Here is a 24,178-nt window from a genome sequence, read left to right on the forward strand (position 1 = left end):
GTCAATTCACGGGATCATCGACGCTGCGACGCCGGGCAGTTCCAGCGTCAAGGTGACCACAACGTCGCGGCGAGCCCCGCTCAACGGAGATCCCGCCCCACGGGGGCCGGGCTTGGCGACGGGCATGCTCCCTCGCTGGCGCCCGGAGATTCGAGCGGCCGGGGCGGCGCGTGGCGCGCCGGCGTCCCGCTCCGGCTGTCGCGGGCTGTCGCAGCGTAGAGCGCTGTCGGGCTCGTCAGCCCGGATATTTGGTGTACGCTCCGGCCTCAGCGAGGCGCCCCCCCCCATGAACGCGAGCGATCCACGCCCCCCCGGGCCGAGCGACGGCGAGGGCATCACGGTCCTCCTTCACGCCGCCCAGGAGGGCCGGAAAGACGCCGCGGACGCCCTGCTCCGCGCCGTCTACGCCGAGCTCAAGGCGATCGCCCTGGCCCGTGTCCGCCACCTCCGCGCCGGGCAGACCCTCGGCCCCACCGCGCTCGTCCACGAGGCGTACGAGAAGCTCTTCCGGGACGGCGAGGCCCGCTTCCAAAGCCGCGCCCATTTCTTCGGCGCCGCCTCCCAGGCCATGCGCGACCTGCTCGTCGATTACGCGCGCCACAAGGCCGCCCGGAAGCGGGGCGGCGACCAGGAGCGCACCCCCGAGGAGGCCATCGACGCGCTGGCCCTCCCGATCGACCTCCCCTTCGAGGACATCCTCGCCCTCGACGAGGCCCTGCGCAGGATGAGCCGGGAGCACCCGCGCAAGGCCGAGATCGTGATGCTGCGCTACTTCGCGGGCCTTACCGAGGGCGAGATCGCCGAGCTCTCCGGCGTGACGACGCGCACGGTGGAGCGCGAGTGGCGGTTCGCGAAGGCGTGGCTCTACCGGGCGCTGCACGGCGGAGATGAGTCAGCTCCTTGATCCGAGCGAAGTAGAGGCGCTCTTCGAGGCAGCGATCGACCAGAGCCACGGCCTCCGCCGGGCGTTCCTGGAGGCCCGGTGCGCGGGTCGCCCGGAGCTCTTCCGGGAGGTGTGGAGCCTGCTCTGGTGCGACGGCGCGCAGCCGGACGGGTTCCTGCAGGGCGCCGCCGTGTCCCTGCCCGCGCCGGGTGAGCCGCTGAGCCCCGGCACGCGCATCGGGCGGTTCACCGTGCTCGCCCGGGCCGGCGAGGGCGGCATGGGCATCGTCTACGCGGCGTACGACGCGGAGCTCGACCGCCGCGTCGCCCTGAAGCTCATCGCGCCGGGGGGCTTCGATCCGGAGGATCGGGCCCGCCTCGTGCGCGAGGCGCAGGTGATGGCCAGGCTCTCCCACCCGAACGTCGTCCCCATCTACGAGATCGGCGAGCACGGGGGGAGCGTGTTCGTCGCGATGGAGTTCGTCGACGGCCGGACGCTCCGCGACCTCGGCCGCGAGCCGCCGCGCGCGTGGGAAGCCGTGCTCGCCGCGGGGATCCAGGCCGGCCGCGGCCTCGCGGCGGCGCACCACGAGGGGCTCGTCCACCGCGACGTGAAGCCGGACAACATCCTGATCGGCAAGGACGGCCGGGCGCGCATGGCCGATTTCGGGCTCGCGCGCCTCCAGATCGAGGAGGACCAGCTCCCCTCCGGGGGTGGTGAGCGCGGCGGTGCGAGCGCCGATGTGCCCGGGAACGGCCTGCTCCATGCGCCGCTCACGGCCGGGGGCGCGCTCATGGGAACGCCGGCCTACATGGCTCCCGAGCAGGCCGAGCGGCTGCCGGCGACGGAGAAGAGCGATCAGTGGAGCTTCTGCGCGACGCTCCACGAGGCGCTGTACGGCGAGCTGCCCTTCGAGGGCGAGGACCTCCACGCGCGGCTCGATCGGGCGCGGCGAGATCTCCTGAGGCCGGCGCCGCCCGGCTCCAAGGTGCCCGCGTGGGTCCGGAGCGCGCTCGCGCGGGGGCTCCGCGCTCGCCCCGAAGAGCGGTGGCCGAGGCTCGACGCGCTGCTGGACGCCCTCGCCGAGCAGCTCGCGAAGAGCTCCGACATCGATCTCACCGTATCCAGGCGCGAGCGGATCCGGTTCGGCCTCACGATCGGCGCCGTCGGCATCGTCATGGCGACGATCGGCGTGGGCCGCCTCGTTCCGGTGGTGCGCCCGGTGGACCTCCTCGCGATGGGCTGCGTCACGGCGCTCGCGGGGCTCTCGCTGCTCTGGGCGTTCCGCCGGCCGCTCTCGAAGAACGCGGTGAACCGGCGGATCGGCCATGTGGTGAAGGTGCTGTTCGGCGCGATGCTCCTGCACCGGGCGATCGCCGTGATCACGGACGAGCCCGTGGAGCGCGCGCTCGCGACCGATCTGGTCCTGTTCGCGGCGGTCCACGCGACCGCCGCGCCGAGCCTGCCGAAGGCGAGCTGGCTCTCGGCGGCGCTCTGCGCGGTGTGCGCGGTGGCCGCCGCGGGGTTCCCCGAGCACGCGGCCGTCCTCTACGTTACCGGCGTGCTGGGCTCGCTGGCGAACTCGCTCGTCGCGTGGCACCTCGACTAGCGCGCGGCGCGACGAGCACGGACTCCGACGGCCTACGGTGATTCAGGGCGAGCTGCCCCACATCGGCGCTCCCCGCGCGACGAGCACGGCCCCCAAGGGGAGAGCTCTAACGATGTGTTATTCCGTCACGATAGAGATGGGGTTGAAATAGACCCTGACTCCCGTCTTCGTCCCCGCGTCGTTCCCCTTGGTGTCTCCGACGTAGTCCAGCTTGTTGACGAGGCTCTCCGGCGCGAACGAGAAGATGTCGTGGGCGTGGTCCGTGTCCGTGTACGAGTGGCTGAACTCGACCGGACTGACCACCTCCACGATCGGGCGGCTCGCGGTGTGCAGCCGGTACCAGGCGGTCCCCGCGGCCCGGGTCCAGTTGCTCTTGGTCTCCAGCGCGTCCATGTAGACAGCCGCCCAGAGCTCGTTGCCGTTGAAGACGCTCAGCTCGACCTGGAGCGACACGCTCGGCCCGTGGCCGTCGTACTCGGCATCTCCGCCGACGCGCGGGGGGACATAGAATCCCGTGGAGAGGCCGACGAGCGTGCTCGCCGACAGGAGCGCGTCCGCGCCGGCGCCGGCCGTCGAGAGCTCCGCGCCGTCCTCGATCGCCAGAGGGGCCATGGTGGCTGCGAGCTCGGCGGAGTCGGTCCCGGTCTCCGCGCCATCCGACGCCGGGGCGTCCTCGGCAAGGGAATCGACCTGCGTCTCGGCGGCCGTGGCCACGCAGCCGGGGGCGGCGACGAGGAGGGCGAGGGCGAGGGGCGAGCAGCTGCGGAAGAGGGCAATGTGGTTCATGATGGCTCCCAGGGATTTCGTTCGGGTGTTGAGCGCAGGCGCGCGGCCCCGGGGTGGCCTCACCCCGGTGTTCGCGCGCCTCACCACGTCATCCGGAGGCCGGGAGAAAAACCCGACAGCGGGTCGATCGATTTTCTCCGGAACCGCCCACGGCTCGGGTCCAGGGCGAGCCCTCCGCCGCCCGGCGCTCCCGCCGGGGCGGGCCCGGCGGGGCCTTTCCGGTTGCCCTCTCCGGCGCCCGGGCGCCTACGGCGCAGAGCCGCCGGACGACATCCCCCTCGCGAGCAGCTTCATGAGCGCCGCCGGCTCGACCGGCTTCAGCAGGTGGTGATCGAACCCGGCGTCGATGGCGCGCTGTCGGTCGGCGTCCTGGCCGTAGCCGGAGACCGCGATGAGCATGCACCGATCGAGCGACGGCTCGCCCCTCAGCCGCCGCGCGAGCTCGCATCCATCGATCCCCGGCAGGCCGATATCCAGCACCGCGACGTCCGGCCTGTGCTCCCGCACCAGCTCCAGCTCCAGCTCCAGCTCCAGCTCCAGCGCCACGAGCCCGTCGTGCGCGACCACGACGTCGTGACCCCACCGCTTCAGGGAAACGGCGAGCAGGTTGGCCGCATCGTGGTTGTCGTCCACCACGGCGACGTGCAGACGCGCCGCACGCATTGCCGGTTCGCGCTCGCGGGCGCCCACCGCCGCCCCGCGCAGAGCGCCGCCGAGAGCCAGCTCGCCGAACGGGCACGCGCGGTTGCCGAGCACGAGCTTCTCGTCGCTCTCCTCGATGACGTAGAGATCACCCTGGATCCGCCGCTTGAGGTCCACCAGCACCTGGGTGACCTGCTCGCGTGTGAGCGTCGGCGCCTGAAACCCCGACCGGTACTCCTCGTTGAGCCTGTCGCCGATCTTCTGGCCCACGATGCTCACGAAGCCCTCCGTGACGGGGAGATCCGAAGCCCGGCGACCGCGCTCCGCGGGCGCGCCGAGACCTGCGGGCGAACCCTCGCCGGCGCAGCAGGGCCGAGGCGCCGCAAGCGCGTAGTTGATGCCAGGGAGATCAAGGAGCGCATATGACCACGGAGCCGAGAGCGGCAGTCGAGATCGGCGCAGGAGCACTCGACCTGTCAGGTGCGCACACCTCGGCTCGGGTCTGACGACGAGCTGGAGGAGCAAGCCGGCAGGCGGCGCGGAGCTCCGTCCCGGCGTGGCGCAGCGCGACGCATGGACCTCGCGACGAGCGTGTCCAGCGCGGACGCGCCCTCGCGGACGGGCCACCGCGACGCGGTGTGGCCGGCGCCTCGACACATGACGAGCGCGCCCTCGCATTACGTCAGGAACTGATCGGGAACGCCGGTGATGCCGGTGATGCCGGTGATGCCGGTGATACGACGAGAACGTATCTGCCGACATTATAAATGGCTCTATCGAAGCGATGGCCTGCTGGTATAAACAGGGACAGGCGCATCGATCCCATCGTGCCTGTGGAGATCGAGGCGCCGCGGAACAGCACAGCCCTGTGGGTGAGTCTGCCCCAGCGAGCGAGGTCTATGAACACGCAACCGACCGCGCAGCCTTCCTTCGAGTTGTTCTTCGAGGCCTGCCAGCACCCCTTCTGCGTCGTGACGGCCGAGGGCCGCCTGGTGAAGTGGAACGCGGCGTGCGCGCGGGCGCTCGGCCGGTCCGACCTGGATCTCAGCGGCAAGCCGCTCGACGAGCTCGTCGTCGAGACGGATCGCGCGCAGGTGCGCTCGACGCTCGGCGGCCTCTTCCCCGGCCCCTCGACGGCGGACATCGAGTGTCGCGTGCTCCGTGGCGACGGCTCGACGCGCCTGCTCTCGCTCCGCGCCTCGACGTACGGCCGAGGCGACCTGGCGTACGGCGTCTTCGAGGACATCACCAACCGACAGGCGAGCGCGGACGGGCGCTTCCTCGCGGGGGAGGTCTATCCACGATGCCGATCATCGGCGTGGTCGACAGCGTCCGCGCGGCCGAGATGATGACCGCGCTCCTCGAGGCCGTCAGCGTGCGCAGGGCGCGGTTCACCATCGTGGACCTCACCGGGGTCGACATCGTGGACACGGCGACCGCGAACCACCTGCTCAAGCTGGTGCGGGCCGCGCGCCTGCTCGGGACCACGTGCGCGCTCTCCGGCATCTCGGCCGCGGTGAGCAGGATGCTGGTGGGCCTCGGCGTCGAGCTCGGCGAGCTGCGCACGTTCAGCACGCTGCGCGCCGCGCTGCGCCATGTGCTCGGCCAGCTCGGCGTCTCGGTCGTCCAGGTGCGCGCGTGAGCCGGGGCAGGCCGCGCGCTCGCGTGAGCCGGGGCAAGCCACGCGAAGCCGCAGACGACCCGGGGGATCGGCGGCGCGTCGTGGCTCCACACATCGGCTGAGCCCGGCGGGCGCGGCCCGCGGGTGCGGCGCCGGCGCTCGGTTGCGGTAAGCTCCGCGAAAAGCACGGCTGCTTCCTGGCGGCACACGAGGCAGAATCCGCGCTCCCCCCCCCCCCCCCCTCTCTCTCGCCCGAGCAAGAGCACCTCCTCATGGCCGATCTGAACGATCCCGCGCGCCTCGCCGAGCTGCACCAGGTGCTGCTGCGCGACGACGCGGACGCCATTCTCGACTCCTGCGTGGAGCGTGCGGCCGAGCTCGCCCAGGCGCCGATGGCGCTGGTGAGCTTGATCGTCCGTCACATCCAGCTGTTCCGCGCGCACCGCGGCCTGCCGCCGGAGCTGTGCGTGAGCTGCGCGACCTCGCGGAGCAGCTCTTTCTGTCAGCTCGTGGTCCGCCAGGAGGCGCCGCTCATCGTCGAGGATGCCGTGCACGACGAGCGCGTGCCCAAGGAGCTCGTCGAGCGTTATGGCATCCGCGCCTATGCGGGGGTGCCCATCCGGGTGCGCCGGCACGTGGTCGGCTCGTTCTGCGTGCTCGACGTCGTCCCCCGCGGGTTCGGCCCGCGCGTGCTCGAGGGCCTCGAGCGGCTCGCCGCCGAGGTCGGCGCGCGGATCGAGGTCCTGGAGAGCGACGCGCCGCCGCCGAGCCGTACCGTGAGGGAGCGCCTCGCGTGGTTCGAGCAGACCGCGCGCACGCTGGAGCACGCGCTCGGGGCCATCGCTCCGGTGATCGCCGAAGCGCAGAGCGCCGCGGCGACGCTGCCGGAGGCGCCCCCGGCGTCGCTGAGCCCGGCCGACCTGCGCGCGGCGGTCGACTGCTACAGGGACATGTTCGCGATCGCGGCGGAGCTGGCCGAGGACGCGATGCTCCTTTCGCGCTCGTCGCCGGCCGAGACGGCCGCCGAGATCGCCCTGGCGACGCGCTCCCTCGCGCGGGACATGGTCGAGATCAGCCCGCTCATCCGCCTCGCCGAGGGCGTGCTGCAAGGCACGCTCGACGAGAGAGCCGCCGCCAGGGCGGCGCACGTCGTGCGGGACGCGCTGGCGGCGCACGAGACCGCCTCTGCCGCGGTGCGCCGGATCCTTGCCACGGTCGAGCGCGCGCGAGCAACGGAGGCGTGGTGAAGGGCAGAGCCTACCAGCTGCTCCGTTCCTGTCTCGGCGACAAGGATCCTCCGAGCGCGCGCGATGCGTTCATCTATGCGCGGATCATCATGCGCGCGCGCGTGGTGCCCGAGGAGATCACGCCCGTGCTCGACGACCCCGAGGTCGAGCGCCGGCTGGAGCACGCGCTGGAGGAGATCCTCCGCCGCGCATAGGGCCACGGGCGCGCGCGCCATGAGGGGCCGGGCAGCGCGCTCACGGGCACGTCGAGTGAGGCACGAAGGAGCGGGACCGGACGGGCGCGCCTCGGCGGCCTCGGATCGCCGGGCCGGCCGGCGCGCTTCGATGTCGGCAGGCGCCCTCTGCGACCGGCGCGACCGGCGGCCGGTGCAACCTGTGTGACCGAGTCGATAGCTCTCCCGCTTTTACCTTCACCCTTCGGGGTGGGCCTGCTATGCAGCGAACCTGTCTTCTTTGCTGACGCGCCTGCTTGACATCCCTTGCTCGATGCCGGGCGCTTCGATCGAGAGCCTTCCTTGGAGAGTACAATGAGCCACGATGTGACGACTGGACTGTTCGCTGGGCCGAGGTGGACGCGCGGCTTTCTACATCTCGCGCTGCCGGCGATGATGCTGCTCGGCTGTAATGGCTCGTCGGGGGACTCGGCATCAGGGGGCGGCGACGCGACGACATCGACGTCCTCGGGAGGCGGCGGCGACGCGTCCACGTCAACCTCGACGTCCTCGGGGAGCGGAACGGGCGGCGCCGGCGGAACGGGCGGCGCCGGCGGAACGGGCGGCGCCGGCGGAACGGGCGGCGCCGGCGGAACGGGCGGCGCCGGCGGAACGGGCGGCGCCGGCGGAACGGGCGGCGGCGACGCATCCACCGTGGCGTCCACGTCGGCCTCCTCGGGCGGCGGCATGGGCGGTTCCGGCGGAACGGGCGGCGACGACGCATCCACCGTGGCATCCACGTCGGCCTCCTCGGGCGGCGGCGCGGGCGGCGCCGGCGGCATGGGCGGCGGCGATTCCTCCACGTCGAGCGTGACCTCCACGTCGGCCTCCTCGGGCGGCGGCGCGGGCGGCGCCGGCGGCATGGGCGGCGGCGATTCCTCCACGTCGGCCGTGACCTCCACGTCCGCCTCCTCGGGCGGCGGCGCCGGCGGCATGGGCGGCGGCGACGCGTCCACGTCGAGCGTGACCTCCAGCTCCAGCGGCGTGACCTCGACGACCTCGACCGGGACAGGCCCGGCCACCGGAACGCCGGTCGAGCGGCACGGCCGCCTCCGCGTGATGGGCAACCGCGTCGTCGATGAGTACGGGGAAGAGCTCCAGCTCAAAGGCATGAGCATGTTCTGGAGCATCTGGGAGGGAGAGAAGTTCTACAACGCTTCCGCCGTCAACACGCTCGTGGACGACTGGGATGCGACCATCGTCCGCGCCGCGATGGCCGCCAGCATGTCGGGACTCGGCTACGTCCACAGCCCGGAGGCGGAGAAGAACAAGGTACGAGCGGTCGTCAACGCCGCCATCGCCAAGGGCATTTACGTGATCATCGACTGGCACGATCACAATGCAGCCCAGGATCCGAACAGGGAGGCAGCAAAGCGCTTCTTCCGGGAGATGGCCACGGAGTACGGCGACGAGCCCGCGGTGATCTTCGAGATCTTCAACGAGCCGGACAACGAGAGCTGGGCAGAGGTGAAGTCGTATGCCGAGGAGGTGATCGGCGTGATCCGCAACGCCGGCTCCGACAACCTCGTGATCGTCGGGACGCCGACCTGGTCGCAGGACGTGGACGTGGCCGCCAGGAGCCCGATCACGAGCGACGACAACGTCGCCTACACGCTGCACTTCTACGCCAACACGCACAGGGGTGCGCTGCGCACCAAGGCGACGAACGCGATGGCCGCGGGGCTCCCGCTCTTCGTGACCGAGTGGGGCACCTGCGACGCCAGCGGGAGCGGCACGCTGGATCTCGACGAGGCGCAGAGGTGGCTCGACTTCCTGAACAGCAACAACATCAGCTGGCTCAACTGGTCCATCGTCGACAAGGCGGAGGCCTGCGCCGCGCTGAGGCCCCGGGCGAGCACGGGCGGCCCGTGGTCCGATGGGCAGCTGACCGAGTCGGGGCGGTGGGTCAAGGAGAAGCTCAAGGCGCCTTGACCCGGACGGGGATGCGGAGCTCATCGCTGGAGATCGAGCTCCGCTCATGACCGTGTGGGTCCGTGTTCGTACGACATCGCGGAGCGCCCTTGCGGCGACGTCCGCGTGAGCGTGGGTGCGGTCGCTGGGCCTACCGCGCCCTCGAGAACGACGCGCTCCACGTCGGCGCCACATCGGCGATGATCTCCCTGTACCGCGGGGGGATGTCGGAGAGCTCCGTCATCTGCTGGATCGTGAGCACCTCGTCGCTCCCGAGCCCGACGGGGCAGCGCAAGGCCCATTCGATGGCCTCTTCCTTGGAGCTCACCTCGATCAGGTAGAAGCCGCCGACCAGCTCCTTCGTCTCGATGAAGGGCCCGTCGAGGACGGTGCGCTTCCCCCCGGAGATGCCGACGCGGGCGCGGGCCCCGCTGGGATTGAGCCCCTCGGACGCGACCAGCACGCCGGCCTTCATCATCTCCTCGTTGAATTTCATGTACGCGGCGAAGAGCTCGTCGTCCGGAGGCCCATCCGCCTCCGCCTTCGCCTCGTTGGTGCCAGGTGCTGCGGTGATGATGAATCGCATCGTCGTGTCTCCTTCGGGTGGGATGCGGGGCGCCCGGACGGCCTCGACCGGCTGAGCCCTGCCACTACCGTCACGACGAACGAGGGGGCGCGCGATCGACAGGGCGGACGCGCTTTTGTGCGGGGTCGGAAGATTGCGACAGTGAAGGAATTTTGCAACTGTGCTGTTGTGATCGGCTGATGTGGGTTCACCTCGGTTCACCTCAACCCGGGTGGCCGGGTCCGGGCACCTCGGGCACCTCAACCCGGGTCGGGTCCGGGCACCTCAACCCGGGTCGGGTCCCGGGCACCTCCGGGCACCTCAACCCGGGTCGGGTCCGGGCACCTCAACCCGGGTCGGGTCCGGGCACCTCAACCCGGGTCGGGTCCCGGGCACCTCCGGGCACCTCAACCCGGGTCGGGTCCGGGCACCTCAACCCAACCCGGGTCGGGTCCGGGCACCTCAACCCGGGTCGGGTCCGGGCACCTCCGGGCACCTCAACCCGGGTCGGATCCGGGCACCTCAACCCGGGTCGGGTCCGGGCACCTCAACCCGGGTCGGGTCCGGTCAGGTCGGCCCCGGTCAACCCCGGTCCGGCCCGGCCGGTGAGCCCCCGCACGCCGCTACAGACCATCGACAAGCGTCTCGCCGCCCGTGATCTCCAGCACCGAGCCGGTCATCTGTGGGTTGGTCATCAGCGTGCACGTCGCGAGCGGCTGGCTGCGCGACGACCGCGTGACCGTCGCCGAGGCGGCCGTGCGGCTCGGCTACGACGCCGAAGCGGCCGTCAGCCGCGCCTTCAAGCGATTCTCGGGGTTGCCGCCGAGCTCGGTGCGGCGGCAAGATCGCGACGAGGGCTCCCGGGCCTCGCGCGCCAGGGTCCCCTGACGGCAATGAAACGAACGACGCGACGGCCCGCGAGGCGGTCCCCTCTCAGATCAGCGTCGTCAACGCGCCTCGCAGGAAGTCACGCGCGACAACGACGTCGTGGACCTCGTCCGGGCCGTCGGCGATTCGAGCGGCGCGGGCGAAGCGGTACCAGAGCGAGAACGGCATGTCCTCGCTGTATCCGAGCGAGCCGTGCATCTGGATCGCGTCATCGAGCACCTGGCAGAGGAGCCGCGCGACGTGGTTCTTCGCCATCGACGAGTAGGGTCGCGCCTCCTTCTCCCTGCCTTGCTCGAGCATCGCCGCGCAGTGCAGCGTCATCAGGTTGCCGGCGTGGATGCCCGACGCCGCGTCGGCGATCTTCTTCTGGATCATCTGGTGGTGCGCGAGCGCCTTGCCGAAGCTCTCCCGCGTGAGGACGTACTCGCGGCACATCGCGAGCGCGCGGTCGGCCCAGCCGAGCCAGCGCATGCAGTGCGTGAGGCGCGCCGGTACGAGGCGCCGCTGCGCGAGGAGGAAGCCCTGGCCGACGCCGCCGAGGACCGCGTCGTCGCCGACGCGTACAGCGTGGAAGCGGAGCTCGGCCTCGCGGTGCGCGAGCATCGGCGGGCTCATCACGGGGATGTCGCGCACGTGCTCGACGCCCTCGGCGTGACGATCGACGACGAACATCGTCGCGCCGGTGCGAGGATCGTCGGATGTCCGCGCCATCACGATGAGGAACGCCGCGTCGCCGCCGCCTGTCGTGTACCACTTGTGGCCGTCGACCACCCAGCCGCCGTCGACCCGGGTCGCCTTCGTGCGCAGGTTCGATGGATCGGCGCCGGCGCCGGGGGCGGGCTCGGTCATCGAGAAGCCGCTCGTGATCTCGGCCCGAGCGAGCGGCGCGAGGTACCTGGCGCGGATCGCGGGCGAGGCCGTCTTGAGCAGGAGGTCCATGTTGCCCTGATCCGGCGCATCGCAGTTGAAGCAGGCCGCGCCGAGCGGAGAGCGGCCCATCTCGCGAAAGAGCGCGCACATGCCCATGATGCCGAGCCCCAGCCCGCCGTGCTCCGCCGGCAGGTGCGGAACGAAGAGCCCTTCGGCCCGCGCGCGCCCGCGGAGCGCTGTCAGCGTGTCCTTCCGTCGCGCGCGATCCTCCTCGAGGATCGAAGTCTCGCTCGGGATGACGTGCGCGTCGACGAACGCGCGCACTCGGCCGCGGAGCTCGGCCAGCTCGGGGGGCAGATCAAAGGAGATCGTCACGGCGGCAGTATAGGAGGCCGGAGGGCTGCGTGATAGGTTCGGGCGCGCGATGGCCCTCACTCCGCCGACCAACACACGCGCGCCCCGCGAGGCGCACCGGATCGACGAAGCGGCCCTCGGTCGCTGGCTCACCGAGCACGTCGAGGGTTGCGCGGGAGGCACCGTGACCGTCGCCCAGTTCAAAGGCGGTCAGTCGAACCCGACCTACTGGGTGGGCGTCGGCGGCGGGGCCGGCGGAGATCTCGAGCTCGTCCTGCGAAAGAAGCCGCCCGGCAAGCTCCTTCCCTCCGCTCACGCCGTCGAGCGGGAATACCGGGTCATGCGCGCTCTCCGCGACACGGAGGTGCCCGTTCCGGACGCGCTCGCCCTCTGCGAGGACGCCTCGGTGCTCGGCACGCCGTTCTTCATCATGCGGTACGCCGCCGGGCGGATCTTCTGGGATCCGACCCTGCCCGAGGTCGGGACCGCCGGAGAGCGCCGCGCGATCTACGCAGAGTACATCCGTGTCCTCGCGGCGCTCCATCGCGTCGACCACGCCGCCGTGGGGCTCGCGGACTATGGCAAGGTGGGCGGCTTCGCCGCGCGGCAGGTCGACCGCTGGTCGAAGCAGTACGAGGCCTCGCGCACGGGCGAGGTGCCGGCGATGGAGGCGCTGATGCGCTGGCTCGCCGCGAACGTCCCCGCGAACGACGAGACAACGCTCGTCCACGGCGACTACCGGATCGACAACCTCGTCTTTTCGTCCGGCTCTCCCCCCGAAGCGGTCGCGACGCTCGACTGGGAGCTCTCGACGCTCGGACATCCGGTGAGCGATCTCGCGTATGCCTGCATGGGCTATCGCATCAACCTTCCCGGTCGCGGCGGCCTCGCCGGGGTCGACGTCGCGTCGCTCGGGATCCCGACCGAGGACGAGATGGTCGCCTCCTACTGCGAGCTCTCCGGTCGCGACGGCATCGCGGCGTGGCCGTACTTCATGGCCTTCGGCATCTTCCGCCTCGCCGCGATCGCCCAGGGCGTCTACAAGCGGAGCCTTCAGGGCAACGCGAGCTCCGACGACGCGGGCGGATACGGCGCGGCCGTGACGGTGCTCTCCGAGCTCGCCTGCGGGATCGCGGGGATCTCTCCGCGGTAATACGATAATACGATGTCGCCGATCTCGTTCTGCCGGTGACCGGTTTCAGCCGCGCTCCATCGCGAACGCGATGCCACTCTGCAGGTTGCCGCGCACGACGGGCCGCTCGAACGCCACGCCCAGACCGATGAGGGTCCGCGCCATCTCGGGCCGAATGCGGCGGCTCGATCCAGGCGCCGCTCCCGACGACGGCGCTCAGGAGGATCCCCGTCGTCGGCTGGTGGGAGACGGCGCTCGCTGCCGCCCTTTCGCGGCGGCCAGGGCCGACCCCGGGCGGGGGCCGCCGTGGCCCTCCTGGAGGTGCCGCGCGAGCGGTGAGCCGTCTTGCGACGCTGCCGTGACTTAAGGGTCCGGTCGGCTCACGAGGCGGCATCAGGCGTTCGGTCATTTCCAGCGGAGCCCCACGATCATGGTGATGCGCGCCCCAGCTCTTGCCCCCCCTCGCAGGCTCGGCGTGGTCGCCTATGCGAGCGACGAGGCGCTCGTGGAGGGTCTCCGCGCGAGGCATCCCGCCGCGCTCTCCGCCTTCCACGAGCGCTTCTCCGGGCACGTGCTCCGCGTCCTCGGCCGGCTGCTCGGCGGCCGTCACGACCTCTCCGACGCTCATCACGACGCCTTCGTCCGCGCGCTGTCCTCCCTCGACACCCTGCGCGATCCGGCCGCGCTGAAGGCGTGGATCACGTCGGTCGCCGTGTTCACGGCGCGGACCTGTATCCAGCGACGCGCGCGCCGGAAATGGCTCCTCTTCTTCGCCCCCGACGATCTCCCACCCGTCGTGGAGCGCCCGTACGAAGGCGAAGCGCACGAGGCGCTGCGCGCGACCTATCGCGCGCTGGAGCGGCTCCCGGCCGACGAGCGCATCGCGTTCGCATTGCGGCGCATCGAGGGGATGGATCTCAAAGAGGTCGCCGACGCGTGCGGCGTCTCGCTCGCGACCATCAAGCGAAGGCTGGCCCGCGCGGAGGCCAACTTCCTCGCGGCGGCGCGGGACCAACCCGCCCTCGAAGAGTGGCTGAAATGAGGCTCATCATGAGCGATCGTCCCTCGCTCGATCGTCTTCGTGAGCTCGGCCGCGCCCAGGATGAGGAGCTCGCGGCGCTGGATCTCGAGGGTGCGCGCGAACGATTCCTGGAGAGCGCGGCCGGCGGATCCACCCATCCCGGGGCTGCCCGGCTCGGGCCCTCGCGTCCTCGGTGGATCGCGCCCGCAGCCTTCGTGACGCTGGCAGGAGCTTGTGCGGTGCTGCTCCTCGTCCTGCTCCCATCGTCTGCGTCGCTCTCGTTCGCGGTCGGATCGGCGCAAGGGCAGGTCGGGACGTGGATCGCCGCCACCGCGGACGCTCCTCTGCCGGTCCGCTTTTCGGACGGCACGTCGCTCGCGCTGGACGCGAACGCCCGGGCGCGCGTGGTGGCCGCCGACGCTCGTGGGGCGCGGGTGCTGCTGGAAGGCGGCCGGCTCACGGCGACGGTGACCCACGCCGCGACGAGCACCTGGAGCTTCAACGTCGGCCCGTTCGACGTGCTGGTGACCGGCACGCGCTTCGAGCTGAGCTGGTCCCCGGTGCGCGAGGAGCTCAAGCTGGTGCTGCGGGAAGGATCGGTATCCGTGTCGGGGCCGCTCGTGGGAGGGCGGCGCACCGTCTCTGCGGGAGAGACGCTCGAGGTCTTCTGCCAGCAGCGGCGCTTCGAGCTCACACGCGGGGAACCGCGCGCCGGCGCCCCGCCTCCGCCGTCTTCCACGCCCATCGCTCCGGCGGCCTCCGGGCCGGCCCCCGCGGCGACCGGCGACAGAGCGATCGTCCCGAAGGCCGCGGACGCCTCCCCGCGCCGGCCGAGCTGGCGCGACCTCGTGGCCGCCGACGAGTACAAAGAGGCCATGACGGCGGCCGAGGCCGAGGGCTTCGACGGGCTCGTTGCCCGCGCGAGCGCGGCGGATCTGCTGATGCTCGCCGACGTCGCGCGCTTCTCCGGGAAGCCGGCGCGCGCCGCGGCAGCGCTCACCGTGACGCGGAGCCGATTCGCGGGCTCGGGCGAGGCGGCGACGGCCGCCTTCCATCTCGGCCGGATGGCGTTCGATCAGCGGCGATCGTACGCCGAGGCCGAGCGTTGGTTCGGCGTGTACCTCGCGGAGCAACCGGGCGGATCCTTCGCGCAGGAAGCGCTCGGGAGAGTCATCGAATGCCGGGAGTTGACAGGCTCGGCCAGCGGGGCCCGCGAGGCCGCGCGCCGCTACCTGGCGCGCTATCCGGCGGGGCCCCACGCCGCGCACGCCAAGAGTCTCCTCGAGGAGGAGTGAGTGCGATCTCGAAGGCCGGCGCGCGCGACGCACGGCGGAGCCTGGAAGCTCGGGCTCTGCCTCCTCGTCGCATCCGAGGCGCGCGCGGCACCACCGGAGCCTCCGCCGGAGCCTCCGCGCCCGAAGGTCGTCCTGATCGCCGATCGCCGGACGGACCCCATCATGGCCCGCGTCTACGCCGAGCTCGCCACGCTCGGATTCACGGTAATGGTCGTGCGGGGCGACGCCGATCCGCCCTCACACAGGCCCATCGAGACGAGCGCGCGCGAGGCCGGAGCGGCGGCGGTGATCCGCGTGACGGACGTGCCGGGTGGAGTCGGTGTCTCGATCGCCCATGGTGCGACGGCCCAATCGATCCAGCGCACCGTGATGGCCCACGATGCCCCCACGGTCGCCATTCGCGCGGTGGAGCTTCTGCGCGCGATCCTCCTGGAGGTGCGCTCGCCCCATCCGGCGCGGGGCGCGGTCGAAGCCGATCCGGCGGCCCGCGCCGCCGCCGATGCGCAGCGACCGCCGCCGGCCCAGCCTGCGCCCGTCGCCGCCGCCCGCCCGCGAGCCGACGGCACCTCCCACGCGCCCCCTTCTCCGCCATCCAGGCCAGGCGCGACCCGAAGCGTATCGACGACATTCGGCGTCGGGGCGGCGCCCGCGGTGCTGTGGAGCGCAGGCGGCCTGCCCGCCTCCCCGATGCTGGACGTGTCGGGGTACGCGATGATCGGGTCTCGACTGGGGCTCTCCACCTTCGTCCAGATCCCGCTCGCCGGCGTGAGCCGCGAGGGCAAGGAGGGCACGCGGCGCGCGCGGGTGGCTCTTGCCGCCCTGGGGGTGCGCGTCCCGCTCGGCCCCACCGACTCCGCGTGGCTGCCTTCGGTCGGCGCGGGGCTCGCCGCCGCCTGGCTGCACGTCGAGGGCGAAGGCCGCTCGCCCGAGTACGTCGGCGCGTCGAAGGACGCCTTCGCGCTCGCGCCATACCTGCGCGCGGGGCTCTCGTTCGCGCCGATTCCACGCCTGCGAATCAGCGAGCACCTGCTTGCCGGGATCGGGGTGCCGCGCGTCGTGATCGACGCCGCAGGTCGTGCGACCGAGTCGTGGGGTCGGCCGTTCCTGGGCGCCTCTCTCGGGGTGGAGGTCGTGCTGCCATGAGCCGAAAAGGGCAGCTGCCGTGACCTCAGCGCAGCACATCTTGACGCCGGGCGCCTCGGCGCCCCGCGTGGAGGACCCAATGAAGATCACGATGACGAAGCTCTGGGCTCTTGGCTCGTCGATGGCCCTCGCGTCCGCGCAGGCGGCGTGCGTCGACACCCATGTCGATCCGATCGTCCAAGTTCGCCTGGCGACCTCCGTCGAGGGGGCTACCGAAGGGCCGTGGGCTGTCTGCGTTGCCCCCGGGGGCGAGGACTTCCTCCCCACCCTTTGCCCGGATCCCGGACCGGGCGGCGCGGAGCGCGCATGCATGGTGTCGAGCGTGACCGAGAGACAAGACGATGGATCGATGTGGTGCGATGTGGCGGCGCTCTGCATCTACGAGTGCGAATCGGCGGAGGACTGCCCGCAGCCGCAGAGCGGAACCGCCAGGCCCGCGTGCAACGCGATCTGCTCGTTGCCCTGCGACGAGAACGCCACGTGCCCGAATGGAATGACGTGCTGGTACCAATACCACGGGTCCGGCATCACGGACGAGCAGGGCGTCTGCATGTGGAAGTACGAATGTGACTGAAGGTCGAGATCGACGAACCTGGCGAATCCGCCTCGGTCCGACCGCGAGCGCTCAGTAGAACAGATACGGCCACACGCTCTTCATCCGGCGGCCGTCCGCGAACGTCTTCGCGGCGCCGAACGCGGGCATGGACTGGTACCACCACGTCAAGAACCCGCCGCCGCAGTCGCCGTGCAGCGCCTCGTAGGCGGCCCACGTCTCCTGCGTGACCGCCTCCGTCTCGTCGACGCCGCACGCCAGGCCGTTCTCGCCGAACGCGGCGCACGACGACATCACCTCGCCGGAAGGCGCGTAATCGTAATGAGAGCGGCCATTGGGCGGGAAGTGGACATTGCCGCAGACCGCGTCGTACGGCTCGACCTCGAACGTCTGGTCCCCGGCCGTGAAGACCGCGTCCGTGGGGCCGGGGAGCTCCACGCAAGGCGGCGTCGCGCAGTCGAGGCCGTACAGGCTGGAGAACGGCAGCCCATATTTCCTGTCGAGGTCGAAGGCGGCGAACGGCGCGAACCACTCCGAGAGCCCCGGCGCCACGCCATGCGCCGCGGCCGACTCCAGGCCGTGCCCCTGCGAGTGCATGTAGCAGCCCGGGCCACGCGTGTAGTTGACGAAGCCGATACGCACGCTGCGGCCGCAGAAGGGCACGTCCGGCTCGAAGCAGCCGTTGCCGGCGCACCTCTCGAACGCGCCCGCGATCCTGGTGCCCGACGCTGTGTAACGCTGCTTGTTCTCCAGCACCTCGAACGCCGGAGCGTCCGGCACGTCGCCCGACCCGACCATCCAGACCTCGTGCACGAGCCCGCGATCCAGGAGCGCGCAGAGGTCCAGGAACTGCCCCGGATCGTCGGGATCTGAATACCCGTAGAGCTCGGCGAACTCCTCGGAGAAGAACGCCCCGTAATCGAGCACCAGGCCGTCCGGCGTGCTCTTGCGCGGGTACAGCGTGCTGTTCTCGTAGGGATAGTCGGGCGGCGCCGGCGGCCGGCCGTTCACGCCGTCGCGCAGATCGACCACCTTGTCGATCTGGTAGACGAGCTGCGGGGCCGCCTCGGCGTCCCTGTAGGCATGGAACCGCGAGCCGTCGGCGAAGCCGGCGACGACGTCGGACACGATCGTGGACGTGGCGGGGTCCGACGGGTTCGGGAAGTGCAGCACCAGGAGCCGCGGCCTCAGCACCTCGATCTCGTCGTGGTGCGCTGCGATCCACGGATCGCTGTTGGCGCGGCTCGTGGGATTGGGCCACTCCGCATGGACGCCGTCGTCCTGCAGGGCACAGGCGCCGTCCTTCTCGACGAAGCCCTCGGCGCACTCGCCGCAATCGGGCCCCGTCGCCCCGAGCTCGCACGAGCAGCCCAGCGACAGAGGTTCGCACGCGCCGCGGCCGGAGCAGCCCGACGGGCACGACACGGCGCAATTTTCCCCTTCCTGCTTGAACGAGAGCGCGTCCACCGACAGCGAGAAGCCCGCGTCCCATGTATCGGTGCGGATCTCGATGGCGGACACGCGCGCCATGTCGATCGCGGGCCCCTCCACCGTCCACCCGTCGCCTCCCGCGACCGGCACCGAGAGCAGGCGCCACGCGATTCCGTCGACCGGCAGGAGGACCGACCCCGGCGTGTAGATCCGCTGTGCCCCGTCCTGGTCCTCGACGACGAGCACGGGCGAGTTGATCTGCCACCCGAAGCCGCTCGTGTTGTTCGCGCGCACCGCGAGCTGCAACGACGCCGCGGCGCTCGCGTCGACAGGGGACTCCGGCTCGAAGCGCAGGTGAAACGCGAAGGCAGCCTGCGTGTCCGCCTGCACGAACGTGCCGTTCACCCCGCCGTCAGGCTGCGTGATCGACGTGGTCGCGCCGTCCTCTGCAAACGCGGACCACTGTCCTGTCATGTCCGTGAGATCGGCGCACACCACCGTCGTGATCGGCGTCGGCGCACAGCCCCCCTCGCCGCCCGCGCCCGTTCCCTCCGCGCCGCCCGCGCCTGTTCCCCCCGCGCCGCCCGCGCCCGTTCCCCCCGCACCGCCCGCGCCTGTTCCCCCCGCGCTCGTGCTGCCCCCACCCGCGCCCGTGCCGCCTGCACCCGCGCCCGTGCCGCCTGCACCTGCGCCGCCCGCGCCAGACGCGGCCGGCGGCTCCCCATCACCGCCACACCCTGCGCCTCCGAGCAGCAAAGTCCCACACAGCCCCACACAAGCCATACGCCATCGCATACCTGGAGCTGAGCACCGCCCCGTGCGGACGGCAATCGTGTCGCGGGAGCCCCGGCGCACCGTCGCGCAGCCGCTTGTGCGGGAGCGCGCCCGCGCCTGCCCCTGCCATGCAGCCGTCCTCCTGCGCCTCGATCTCAGCGCGGCGCCGCCTCCCAGACCTTGATCGTCCCATCATCGCTGGCGGAGGCGAGCCGGCGCCCGTCGGGGCTGAACACAACGTGTGTTGACGGCCTGGGTGTGTCCGCGAAACGTGCGCACCTCCCGGCAGGCAGCGACGTCCCAGACCCTCACCGTCTGGTCCTCGCTCGCCGAGGCGAGGCAGCGGCCATCCGGGCTGAACGCTACCTTGTAGACGCGCTCGGTGTGCCCGCGCAGCGGCCCGATGACGTCGCCACCGAGGCGGAGTTCGAGCGCGTCTCGGCGCGCGTCCGCGCCCAGGACGACCCGGGCACCTTGCTCGAGCTGCTCGCCGATCCGCACGCCCGGCCCCTCGGCACGCTCGACGACGAGCGCCGAGATGCCACGGCGACGCAGGGCGATCGCGGCGGAAGCGCCGGCAGGGCCGCCGCCGAGCACCAGGACGTCGGGGCGCACCGGCAGCTCTCCGTGCGATCGCCCCCGAGGCGGGGATCCTCTCGACATGAGGCACGCTCGCTCCATCATGCCGGAACAGCAAGCCGCACAGGCGCGCACGGACCCTGCAACTCGCGCCAGCTCGCTGACGTCGTGAGTGGTCAGCGCGCGCTCACCCGGTGTCAACGCGGGTCAGGTCGCGATGAGCCTGGACGATTGGATGGCGACGCTCTTCAGCCCGGACCGCCCGGATACGGGCGTCATGGAATGGTACATCGAGCGCACCGGGCGGTGTATCGTTCAGATCTGGACGCTGACCGAGAGGCTGCTCGATGCGGGCACCCGCGAATCGTTTTGCCTCTCTTTCTCTCACCCCCGGCCGCATCCTCACCCACTTTGGTGGACGCATCGGACTCATCGCCAGTGGCGTCGATTGCGCATGGCTCCGGGCTTGAGGCGCCGCAGCCGTGACGTGGGGTACTCGCAGGGTCGGTCGGCGCTCGACGCTCAGCCAGCGCGCAGCGCGTAGACCTCGAACGGCTTGAACACAAAGTTGTCGAGCTGCTTGTGCACGAGCGGACTGTAATCGGGAGAGGGATCGACCTGCCGGGCCTGGAGCCCTTTCCTCTCCTCACCGTGACCTTCGAGCGTGTGGAGGAAAGAGGCATCGCGCTCGTGGAGGTAGCGCAGAAATTCATCCTTCAGCTTCGGCGCGCCGTGCCGCCTGAACTCGGCGACGCGCTGGAGGCGCGCCTTGAATCGTGTTCGCTTGAACTCATCGGCCCGGAGCTCGTCCGTTGCCCCCGCGCTGCCCGGCCAAGCGACTGGCGCGGTCGACGACGCCGCCTCCCCGTCCACACCGGGCGAGGCAGCGGCTACAGGTCGCCCGTTGGGTCCGCGTTGGGCCATGCCCAAGGCTCGCCCGGCTGTAAATCGGTCATAAGCCACTGAAATTATTGATATTTCCACCAGCCCCGCCTCGTCATTTCAGAAATTCTGGAAAATTCTTGATAGGTCAGAATGGCTTTGCGCTGGCTATCCTCCCCACACCGCGCCACGAGCCCCCTCCCCAGGGGCCTACCGCCTTCCATCTTGTTCATGTCGATGCCCGTCGGACATCGGCCCTCCCCCACACCGCGCCACCAGCCCCTCCTCAGGCGGCCTACCGCTTTCCATCTTGTTCATGCTTACTCACGATCGGCCCTCCCCCACGCCGCGCCACGAGCTTCGCCTCCGGCAAGAAGCTCAGTCGGTCTCGCCACCGCGAATCGCCAGCGGTCGGCCGCAAAAGGCAGCAAAGCGACGGACCGATGTTCATCGGAACACATACAGACGCTCGTGTGGTGAGACCGACAAGCAGCCGAGCGGCGCCATGAGCGTCTCGATGCGTGGCGCGCACCAGGGTGGACCAGGCGCTCGGCCACCATGCGCTCCGATGAGCGGCAAAACATCAGGGCGCGCAAAATCGCAGAAGGAAGAGCAGAAAAAGGTTGGCCTCGAGCAGGGCGCGGAGCGAACATCGACGCTGCAGATCGGAGCGCCTCTCTCACACCGTGCGAACCATTTGCACGAACCACGGAAACTTCGAACGAAGCCGCGGTTAATTTCGAGTCCTGATTTTCGGTTTTGCTTCGCGACCGTTTCGACGATTGCTATCATGGGCTGACAGCGGCCGTTGGCCAGCTTCTCTCGGATGGCGTCCGCGGCTGCGCCTAGACAGGCTCGTACCGCACGTGCTCGCATCGCTCTTCGGTCGCGAGCCTGTCAGCGCCCGGCGCAGCCGCGTGGCCTTGACATTGTGAGAACGGAGGCGATTCCCATGAACCTTGCACTCTGGCCGAAGCTCTCGCTCCAGCGAGGCGCGCTTTCGCGAAACGAGAGCGGTGAACAGCGCAGGGCGAGGAGGGAGGCGCCTGTCGGCTCGGCAGGCGCTCGCCAGACCGGAGCTCGCTGCGCAGGCCATCGCCGTTTATCGGGGTGCGCTCTGGTCGGGATGCTCGCCGTGCTCGGCGCGTGCGTCGCGGAAGATGCCGGCGATTCCGAGCTGGGCAACGAATCGCAGGTGGCGCTCGACAACGGCCTGTCCGCTGCGGTGAACTACCAGCAGTACGCGGGCAACCGCTACTGCGCCAAGATCACGGTGTCGAACGCCAGCGCGAGCGCGACCACGTCGTGGACCGTCGTCATGGACGTTCGGGACGCGACGGTGACCAGCTCCTGGAATGCCGAGCTCTCGAGAAGCGGCGCGCTGCTGACCGCGACGGCGCTCGCCCGCAACGCGCGGATCGCCGCCGGGGGTGCCACCGACTTTGGCTTCTGCGGGACTGGCAGCTCCCGCCCGATCGTCGTGTCCGTCACCGGCGCCGGCACGCCGTCCGGCGCGACCAGCACGGGCAGCGGCTCCAGCGCAACGACCACGAGCGGCTCCGGCGGCTCTGGCGGCTCCGGCGGCTCCGGCGGGGCCGCCACGAGCGGCTCCGGGGGTGCCGGCGGCTCCGGGGGTGCCGGCGGTGCCGGCGGTGCCGGCGGTGCCGGCGGTGCCGGCGGCTCCGGGGGTGCCGGCGGCTCCGGGGGTGCCGGCGGCTCGGGCGGCAGCACGGGCTCGGGAGGCGACGCGGGAAGCGCGCCGACCGCTCTGCCCACCGCGCGGGAGGCGTGCCCGACGATCACCACCGGGACCATGAAGTTCCTCGGCCGCGAAGTGCGCGTGTGGGCCGGCCAGAGGTCCGCCACACCGGCTCCGGTGGTCATCTACTGGCACGCCACGAGCTCCGTCCCGCAAGAGGCGTTCTCCGGCCTCGGCCAGGCGGCCATCGACGATATCACCAGGCGCGGCGGCGTCGTGCTTGCGCCCAACGCGTACGATGGTCAGGGAGGAAAGGACGGTACGAAAACCACGTTGAACAACGTGTGGTACGTGGGCGACTTCAACACCGCCGACGAGGCGCTCGCGTGCGCCATCCAGCAGCGCAACATCGACACGCGCCGCATTCACGCGCTCGGGTTCAGCGCGGGCGGCGTGCATAGCGCGTGGATGGCGTACGCGCGCTCGAGCTATATCGCGAGCATCGTGACGTACTCGGGCGGCAAGACGGGCTACGGCTGGCCAGGCCTCCAGGACCCCAGCAACCCGCCTGCCGCCATGGCCGTTCACGGCGCGCCGGGCTCCGACGTGGTCGTGATCGACCTCGCGCAGACCAGCGCGGCGCTCGCGGCGGATCTCAAGGCGAAGGGCGGCTTCGCCATCGATTGCAACACCGGCGGCGGACACAGCATCCCGACGGACATCGCCGCGTCGAGCTGGCAGTTCCTGAAGGACCATCCGTACAAGGGTCGACCCGAGCCCTACGCGTCGGGCATCCCGTCGAGCTTCCCGAGCTATTGCCGCGTTCCCTGAGCGCGCCTATCCGCTCACCTGGCCGCGCGCGGCGGCGGCCAGCGCGGGCGCGGCGTCCACGAAGCTGCGATGGCGCTGCACCGCTGCCCGCGGCACGCCTCGTGTTTGCACCGCGGCGAGCGTGTCACCGGACCGCAATCGATCGCGAGACACCTCGCATGGGATCGACGCCGCTGGACGTCGAGCTGCGTCCGGCGCGGTCGACCCGATGCGGTCCGTTCACGGCGCGCTGGCTCCGCCGCGAGAGGGGCGCATGTCGAAGCTGAAGTCGCACGGACCCGTCGACGCAGGCGGGATGATCGCCGGCAAGTACAGGCTCGTCGAGAACATCGGCGAAGGGGCCATGGGCTCCGTCTGGTCGGCGCACCGGAACGTCGTCGATGTCTACGACATGGTCGAGACGGCCGGCGGCGAGCCGTTCCTGGTGATGCAGCTGCTCTCGGGCGAGACGCTGGCCGAGCTGCTCGCGCGCAGGCGCCGGGTCGAGCCGGAGCTCGGCGCGGCCATCGGCAGGGACGTCGCGAGGGGCCTCGCGGCAGCGCACGCGCTCCACATCGTCCCCCGGGACCTGAAGCCATCGAACATCTTCCTGCACCGGGAGCTCAGCGTGGTGTAGACAAATTTACACAGCCGAGTGAACTCGTTGGATCTGTTGGTTTTTGTAGGCGGATCAGTGGGTCGTACTTTTTGTACATTATGTGAACTGCCGGTCGTTGGCGGAAAATTCTTGTCAGGTCGGAATGGCTTTGCGCGGGCTATGCTCTCGGCGACGTCCCGCGCACCTGCCTCTCCGAAGCCGCCGCGAAGCGGCGCAGAAGTCCGGCCATCCATGGCCGGGCTTCTGGCGGAACCAGGACGGGGGACGGACAACGGGAGACGGAGGATTCGAGACGCACGTGGTCCTTTGACCTTACCAGGGCGCGGAGGACATCGCGCCACGGCGTATCGGCGTGACATGGCCCACGACCACGGCGCGGGCCGCGGCGGAGCGGGAGTCGCCCCCCGCCGCGCCGAGCTGAGCGCCCTTGTTGGACCGCGGCCCGGCGACGACCGGTGGGCCGCGGTCCGGCGGTGTGCGAATTCACGTTCGATGTGAAAAGCGGTTGACACAGAAGGCGCTCTTTCGTCTTTTGCTCGGCGCGCGGCGCGTTCGTGCGCGTCCGGGCCACGTCATCAACCACGAAGACGGCGACGCCAAGAGGATCGTCGACGATCTATCGCGCATTCTGAAGATGCCTTGATCCGATCGG

The 24,178-nt window shown here is 70.9% G+C and carries 23 protein-coding genes and 1 pseudogene; 16 read left to right on the forward strand and 8 right to left on the reverse strand.

All coding sequences use genetic code 11. From position 1 onward, the window contains the following. Positions 1-286 precede the first annotated feature (286 nt). Both WMF28_RS24345 and WMF28_RS24350 read left to right on the forward strand, forming a co-directional pair. A complete protein-coding gene (locus WMF28_RS24345) occupies positions 287-904 on the forward strand; it encodes an ECF-type sigma factor (protein ID WP_437595689.1) in 618 nt (205 codons plus the stop codon). Continuing rightward, positions 888-2,492 (forward strand): serine/threonine-protein kinase, encoded by a 1,605-nt coding sequence (locus WMF28_RS24350; RefSeq protein ID WP_437595690.1) that lies wholly within the window; start codon positions 888-890, stop codon positions 2,490-2,492. Before WMF28_RS24345 ends, WMF28_RS24350 begins: the two co-directional genes overlap by 17 nt. A gap of 117 nt (positions 2,493-2,609) precedes the next feature. On the opposite strand, the gene WMF28_RS24355 is transcribed toward WMF28_RS24350, so the two are convergent. Both WMF28_RS24355 and WMF28_RS24360 read right to left on the reverse strand, forming a co-directional pair. Beyond that, positions 2,610-3,278: a hypothetical protein gene (locus WMF28_RS24355; protein WP_437595691.1), complete on the reverse strand. Its 669-nt coding sequence runs from the start codon at positions 3,276-3,278 to the stop codon at positions 2,610-2,612. Positions 3,279-3,524: 246 nt separating this feature from the next. Beyond that, entirely contained in the window at positions 3,525-4,199 is a 675-nt protein-coding gene (locus tag WMF28_RS24360) for a response regulator (RefSeq protein WP_437595692.1), read from the reverse strand. 620 nt (positions 4,200-4,819) lie between these two features. Here WMF28_RS24360 and WMF28_RS24365 point away from each other — a divergent pair. The 5 genes from WMF28_RS24365 to WMF28_RS24385 all read left to right on the forward strand — a co-directional run bounded on the left by WMF28_RS24365 (position 4,820) and on the right by WMF28_RS24385 (position 8,932). Further along, positions 4,820-5,269 (forward strand): PAS domain S-box protein, encoded by a 450-nt coding sequence (locus WMF28_RS24365; protein ID WP_437595693.1) that lies wholly within the window; start codon positions 4,820-4,822, stop codon positions 5,267-5,269. After that, positions 5,224-5,562, forward strand: coding sequence for an STAS domain-containing protein (locus tag WMF28_RS24370; RefSeq protein ID WP_437595694.1), 339 nt, complete (start codon positions 5,224-5,226; stop codon positions 5,560-5,562). Before WMF28_RS24365 ends, WMF28_RS24370 begins: the two co-directional genes overlap by 46 nt. A 251-nt stretch (positions 5,563-5,813) precedes the next feature. Then, positions 5,814-6,788 (forward strand): GAF domain-containing protein, encoded by a 975-nt coding sequence (locus WMF28_RS24375; RefSeq protein WP_437595695.1) that lies wholly within the window; start codon positions 5,814-5,816, stop codon positions 6,786-6,788. Further along, complete coding sequence (locus WMF28_RS24380; protein ID WP_437595696.1) at positions 6,782-6,982, forward strand: hypothetical protein; 201 nt, start codon at positions 6,782-6,784, stop codon at positions 6,980-6,982. Before WMF28_RS24375 ends, WMF28_RS24380 begins: the two co-directional genes overlap by 7 nt. A gap of 345 nt (positions 6,983-7,327) precedes the next feature. Beyond that, a complete protein-coding gene (locus WMF28_RS24385; RefSeq protein WP_437595697.1) occupies positions 7,328-8,932 on the forward strand; it encodes a glycoside hydrolase family 5 protein in 1,605 nt (534 codons plus the stop codon). Positions 8,933-9,062: 130 nt separating this feature from the next. Here the strand turns inward: WMF28_RS24385 and WMF28_RS24390 are convergent, their stop codons facing one another. After that, entirely contained in the window at positions 9,063-9,497 is a 435-nt protein-coding gene (locus tag WMF28_RS24390) for a YciI family protein (protein WP_437595698.1), read from the reverse strand. Between the two features lie 633 nt (positions 9,498-10,130). On the opposite strand from WMF28_RS24390, the gene WMF28_RS24395 reads away from it, so the two are divergent. Beyond that, complete coding sequence (locus WMF28_RS24395; RefSeq protein WP_437595700.1) at positions 10,131-10,364, forward strand: helix-turn-helix domain-containing protein; 234 nt, start codon at positions 10,131-10,133, stop codon at positions 10,362-10,364. 45 nt (positions 10,365-10,409) lie between these two features. Here the strand turns inward: WMF28_RS24395 and WMF28_RS24400 are convergent, their stop codons facing one another. Further along, complete coding sequence (locus WMF28_RS24400; RefSeq protein ID WP_437595701.1) at positions 10,410-11,609, reverse strand: acyl-CoA dehydrogenase family protein; 1,200 nt, start codon at positions 11,607-11,609, stop codon at positions 10,410-10,412. A gap of 49 nt (positions 11,610-11,658) precedes the next feature. On the opposite strand from WMF28_RS24400, the gene WMF28_RS24405 reads away from it, so the two are divergent. From WMF28_RS24405 to WMF28_RS24425, 5 genes are all read left to right on the forward strand, one after another. Next, positions 11,659-12,741: a phosphotransferase gene (locus WMF28_RS24405; protein ID WP_437595702.1), complete on the forward strand. Its 1,083-nt coding sequence runs from the start codon at positions 11,659-11,661 to the stop codon at positions 12,739-12,741. 454 nt (positions 12,742-13,195) lie between these two features. Then, the gene (locus WMF28_RS24410; protein WP_437595703.1) at positions 13,196-13,762 is read left to right on the forward strand and encodes an RNA polymerase sigma factor; all 567 of its coding nucleotides are present in this window, start codon (positions 13,196-13,198) and stop codon (positions 13,760-13,762) included. Between the two features lie 8 nt (positions 13,763-13,770). Further along, on the forward strand, positions 13,771-15,036 hold the full coding sequence (locus WMF28_RS24415; protein WP_437595704.1) for a FecR domain-containing protein: 1,266 nt from the start codon (positions 13,771-13,773) through the stop codon (positions 15,034-15,036). A gap of 162 nt (positions 15,037-15,198) precedes the next feature. Then, positions 15,199-16,179 carry a hypothetical protein gene (locus WMF28_RS24420; protein WP_437595705.1) on the forward strand — a complete coding sequence of 327 codons (981 nt, stop codon included), beginning with the start codon at positions 15,199-15,201 and terminating at the stop codon, positions 16,177-16,179. Between the two features lie 79 nt (positions 16,180-16,258). Continuing rightward, positions 16,259-16,753 carry a hypothetical protein gene (locus tag WMF28_RS24425; RefSeq protein ID WP_437595706.1) on the forward strand — a complete coding sequence of 165 codons (495 nt, stop codon included), beginning with the start codon at positions 16,259-16,261 and terminating at the stop codon, positions 16,751-16,753. Positions 16,754-16,804: 51 nt separating this feature from the next. On the opposite strand, the gene WMF28_RS24430 is transcribed toward WMF28_RS24425, so the two are convergent. The 4 genes and pseudogenes from WMF28_RS24430 to WMF28_RS24445 all read right to left on the reverse strand — a co-directional run bounded on the left by WMF28_RS24430 (position 16,805) and on the right by WMF28_RS24445 (position 20,389). After that, complete coding sequence (locus WMF28_RS24430) at positions 16,805-18,637, reverse strand: calcium-binding EGF-like domain-containing protein (RefSeq protein WP_437595707.1); 1,833 nt, start codon at positions 18,635-18,637, stop codon at positions 16,805-16,807. A 455-nt stretch (positions 18,638-19,092) separates the two neighbouring features. After that, the gene (locus tag WMF28_RS24435; RefSeq protein ID WP_437604304.1) at positions 19,093-19,173 is read right to left on the reverse strand and encodes a WD40 repeat domain-containing protein; all 81 of its coding nucleotides are present in this window, start codon (positions 19,171-19,173) and stop codon (positions 19,093-19,095) included. Positions 19,174-19,285: 112 nt separating this feature from the next. Then, a pseudogene (locus WMF28_RS24440) lies at positions 19,286-19,621 on the reverse strand (NAD(P)-binding protein); the annotation flags it as partial. A 417-nt stretch (positions 19,622-20,038) separates the two neighbouring features. Continuing rightward, entirely contained in the window at positions 20,039-20,389 is a 351-nt protein-coding gene (locus WMF28_RS24445; protein WP_437595708.1) for a hypothetical protein, read from the reverse strand. A 961-nt stretch (positions 20,390-21,350) separates the two neighbouring features. On the opposite strand from WMF28_RS24445, the gene WMF28_RS24450 reads away from it, so the two are divergent. The 3 genes from WMF28_RS24450 (at position 21,351) to WMF28_RS24460 (ending at position 24,169) form a co-directional block, all read left to right on the forward strand. Then, the gene (locus WMF28_RS24450) at positions 21,351-22,928 is read left to right on the forward strand and encodes a cellulose binding domain-containing protein (RefSeq protein ID WP_437595709.1); all 1,578 of its coding nucleotides are present in this window, start codon (positions 21,351-21,353) and stop codon (positions 22,926-22,928) included. Between the two features lie 253 nt (positions 22,929-23,181). Further along, positions 23,182-23,544, forward strand: a complete 363-nt coding sequence (locus tag WMF28_RS24455) for a protein kinase domain-containing protein (protein WP_437595710.1) — start codon at positions 23,182-23,184, stop codon at positions 23,542-23,544. 487 nt (positions 23,545-24,031) lie between these two features. Beyond that, a complete protein-coding gene (locus tag WMF28_RS24460) occupies positions 24,032-24,169 on the forward strand; it encodes a hypothetical protein (protein WP_437595711.1) in 138 nt (45 codons plus the stop codon). Positions 24,170-24,178: the final 9 nt, after the last annotated feature.

Origin of the sequence: Sorangium sp. So ce590 (assembly GCF_051521365.1) — a bacterium.
Lineage (GTDB): Bacteria > Myxococcota_A > Polyangia > Polyangiales > Polyangiaceae > Sorangium.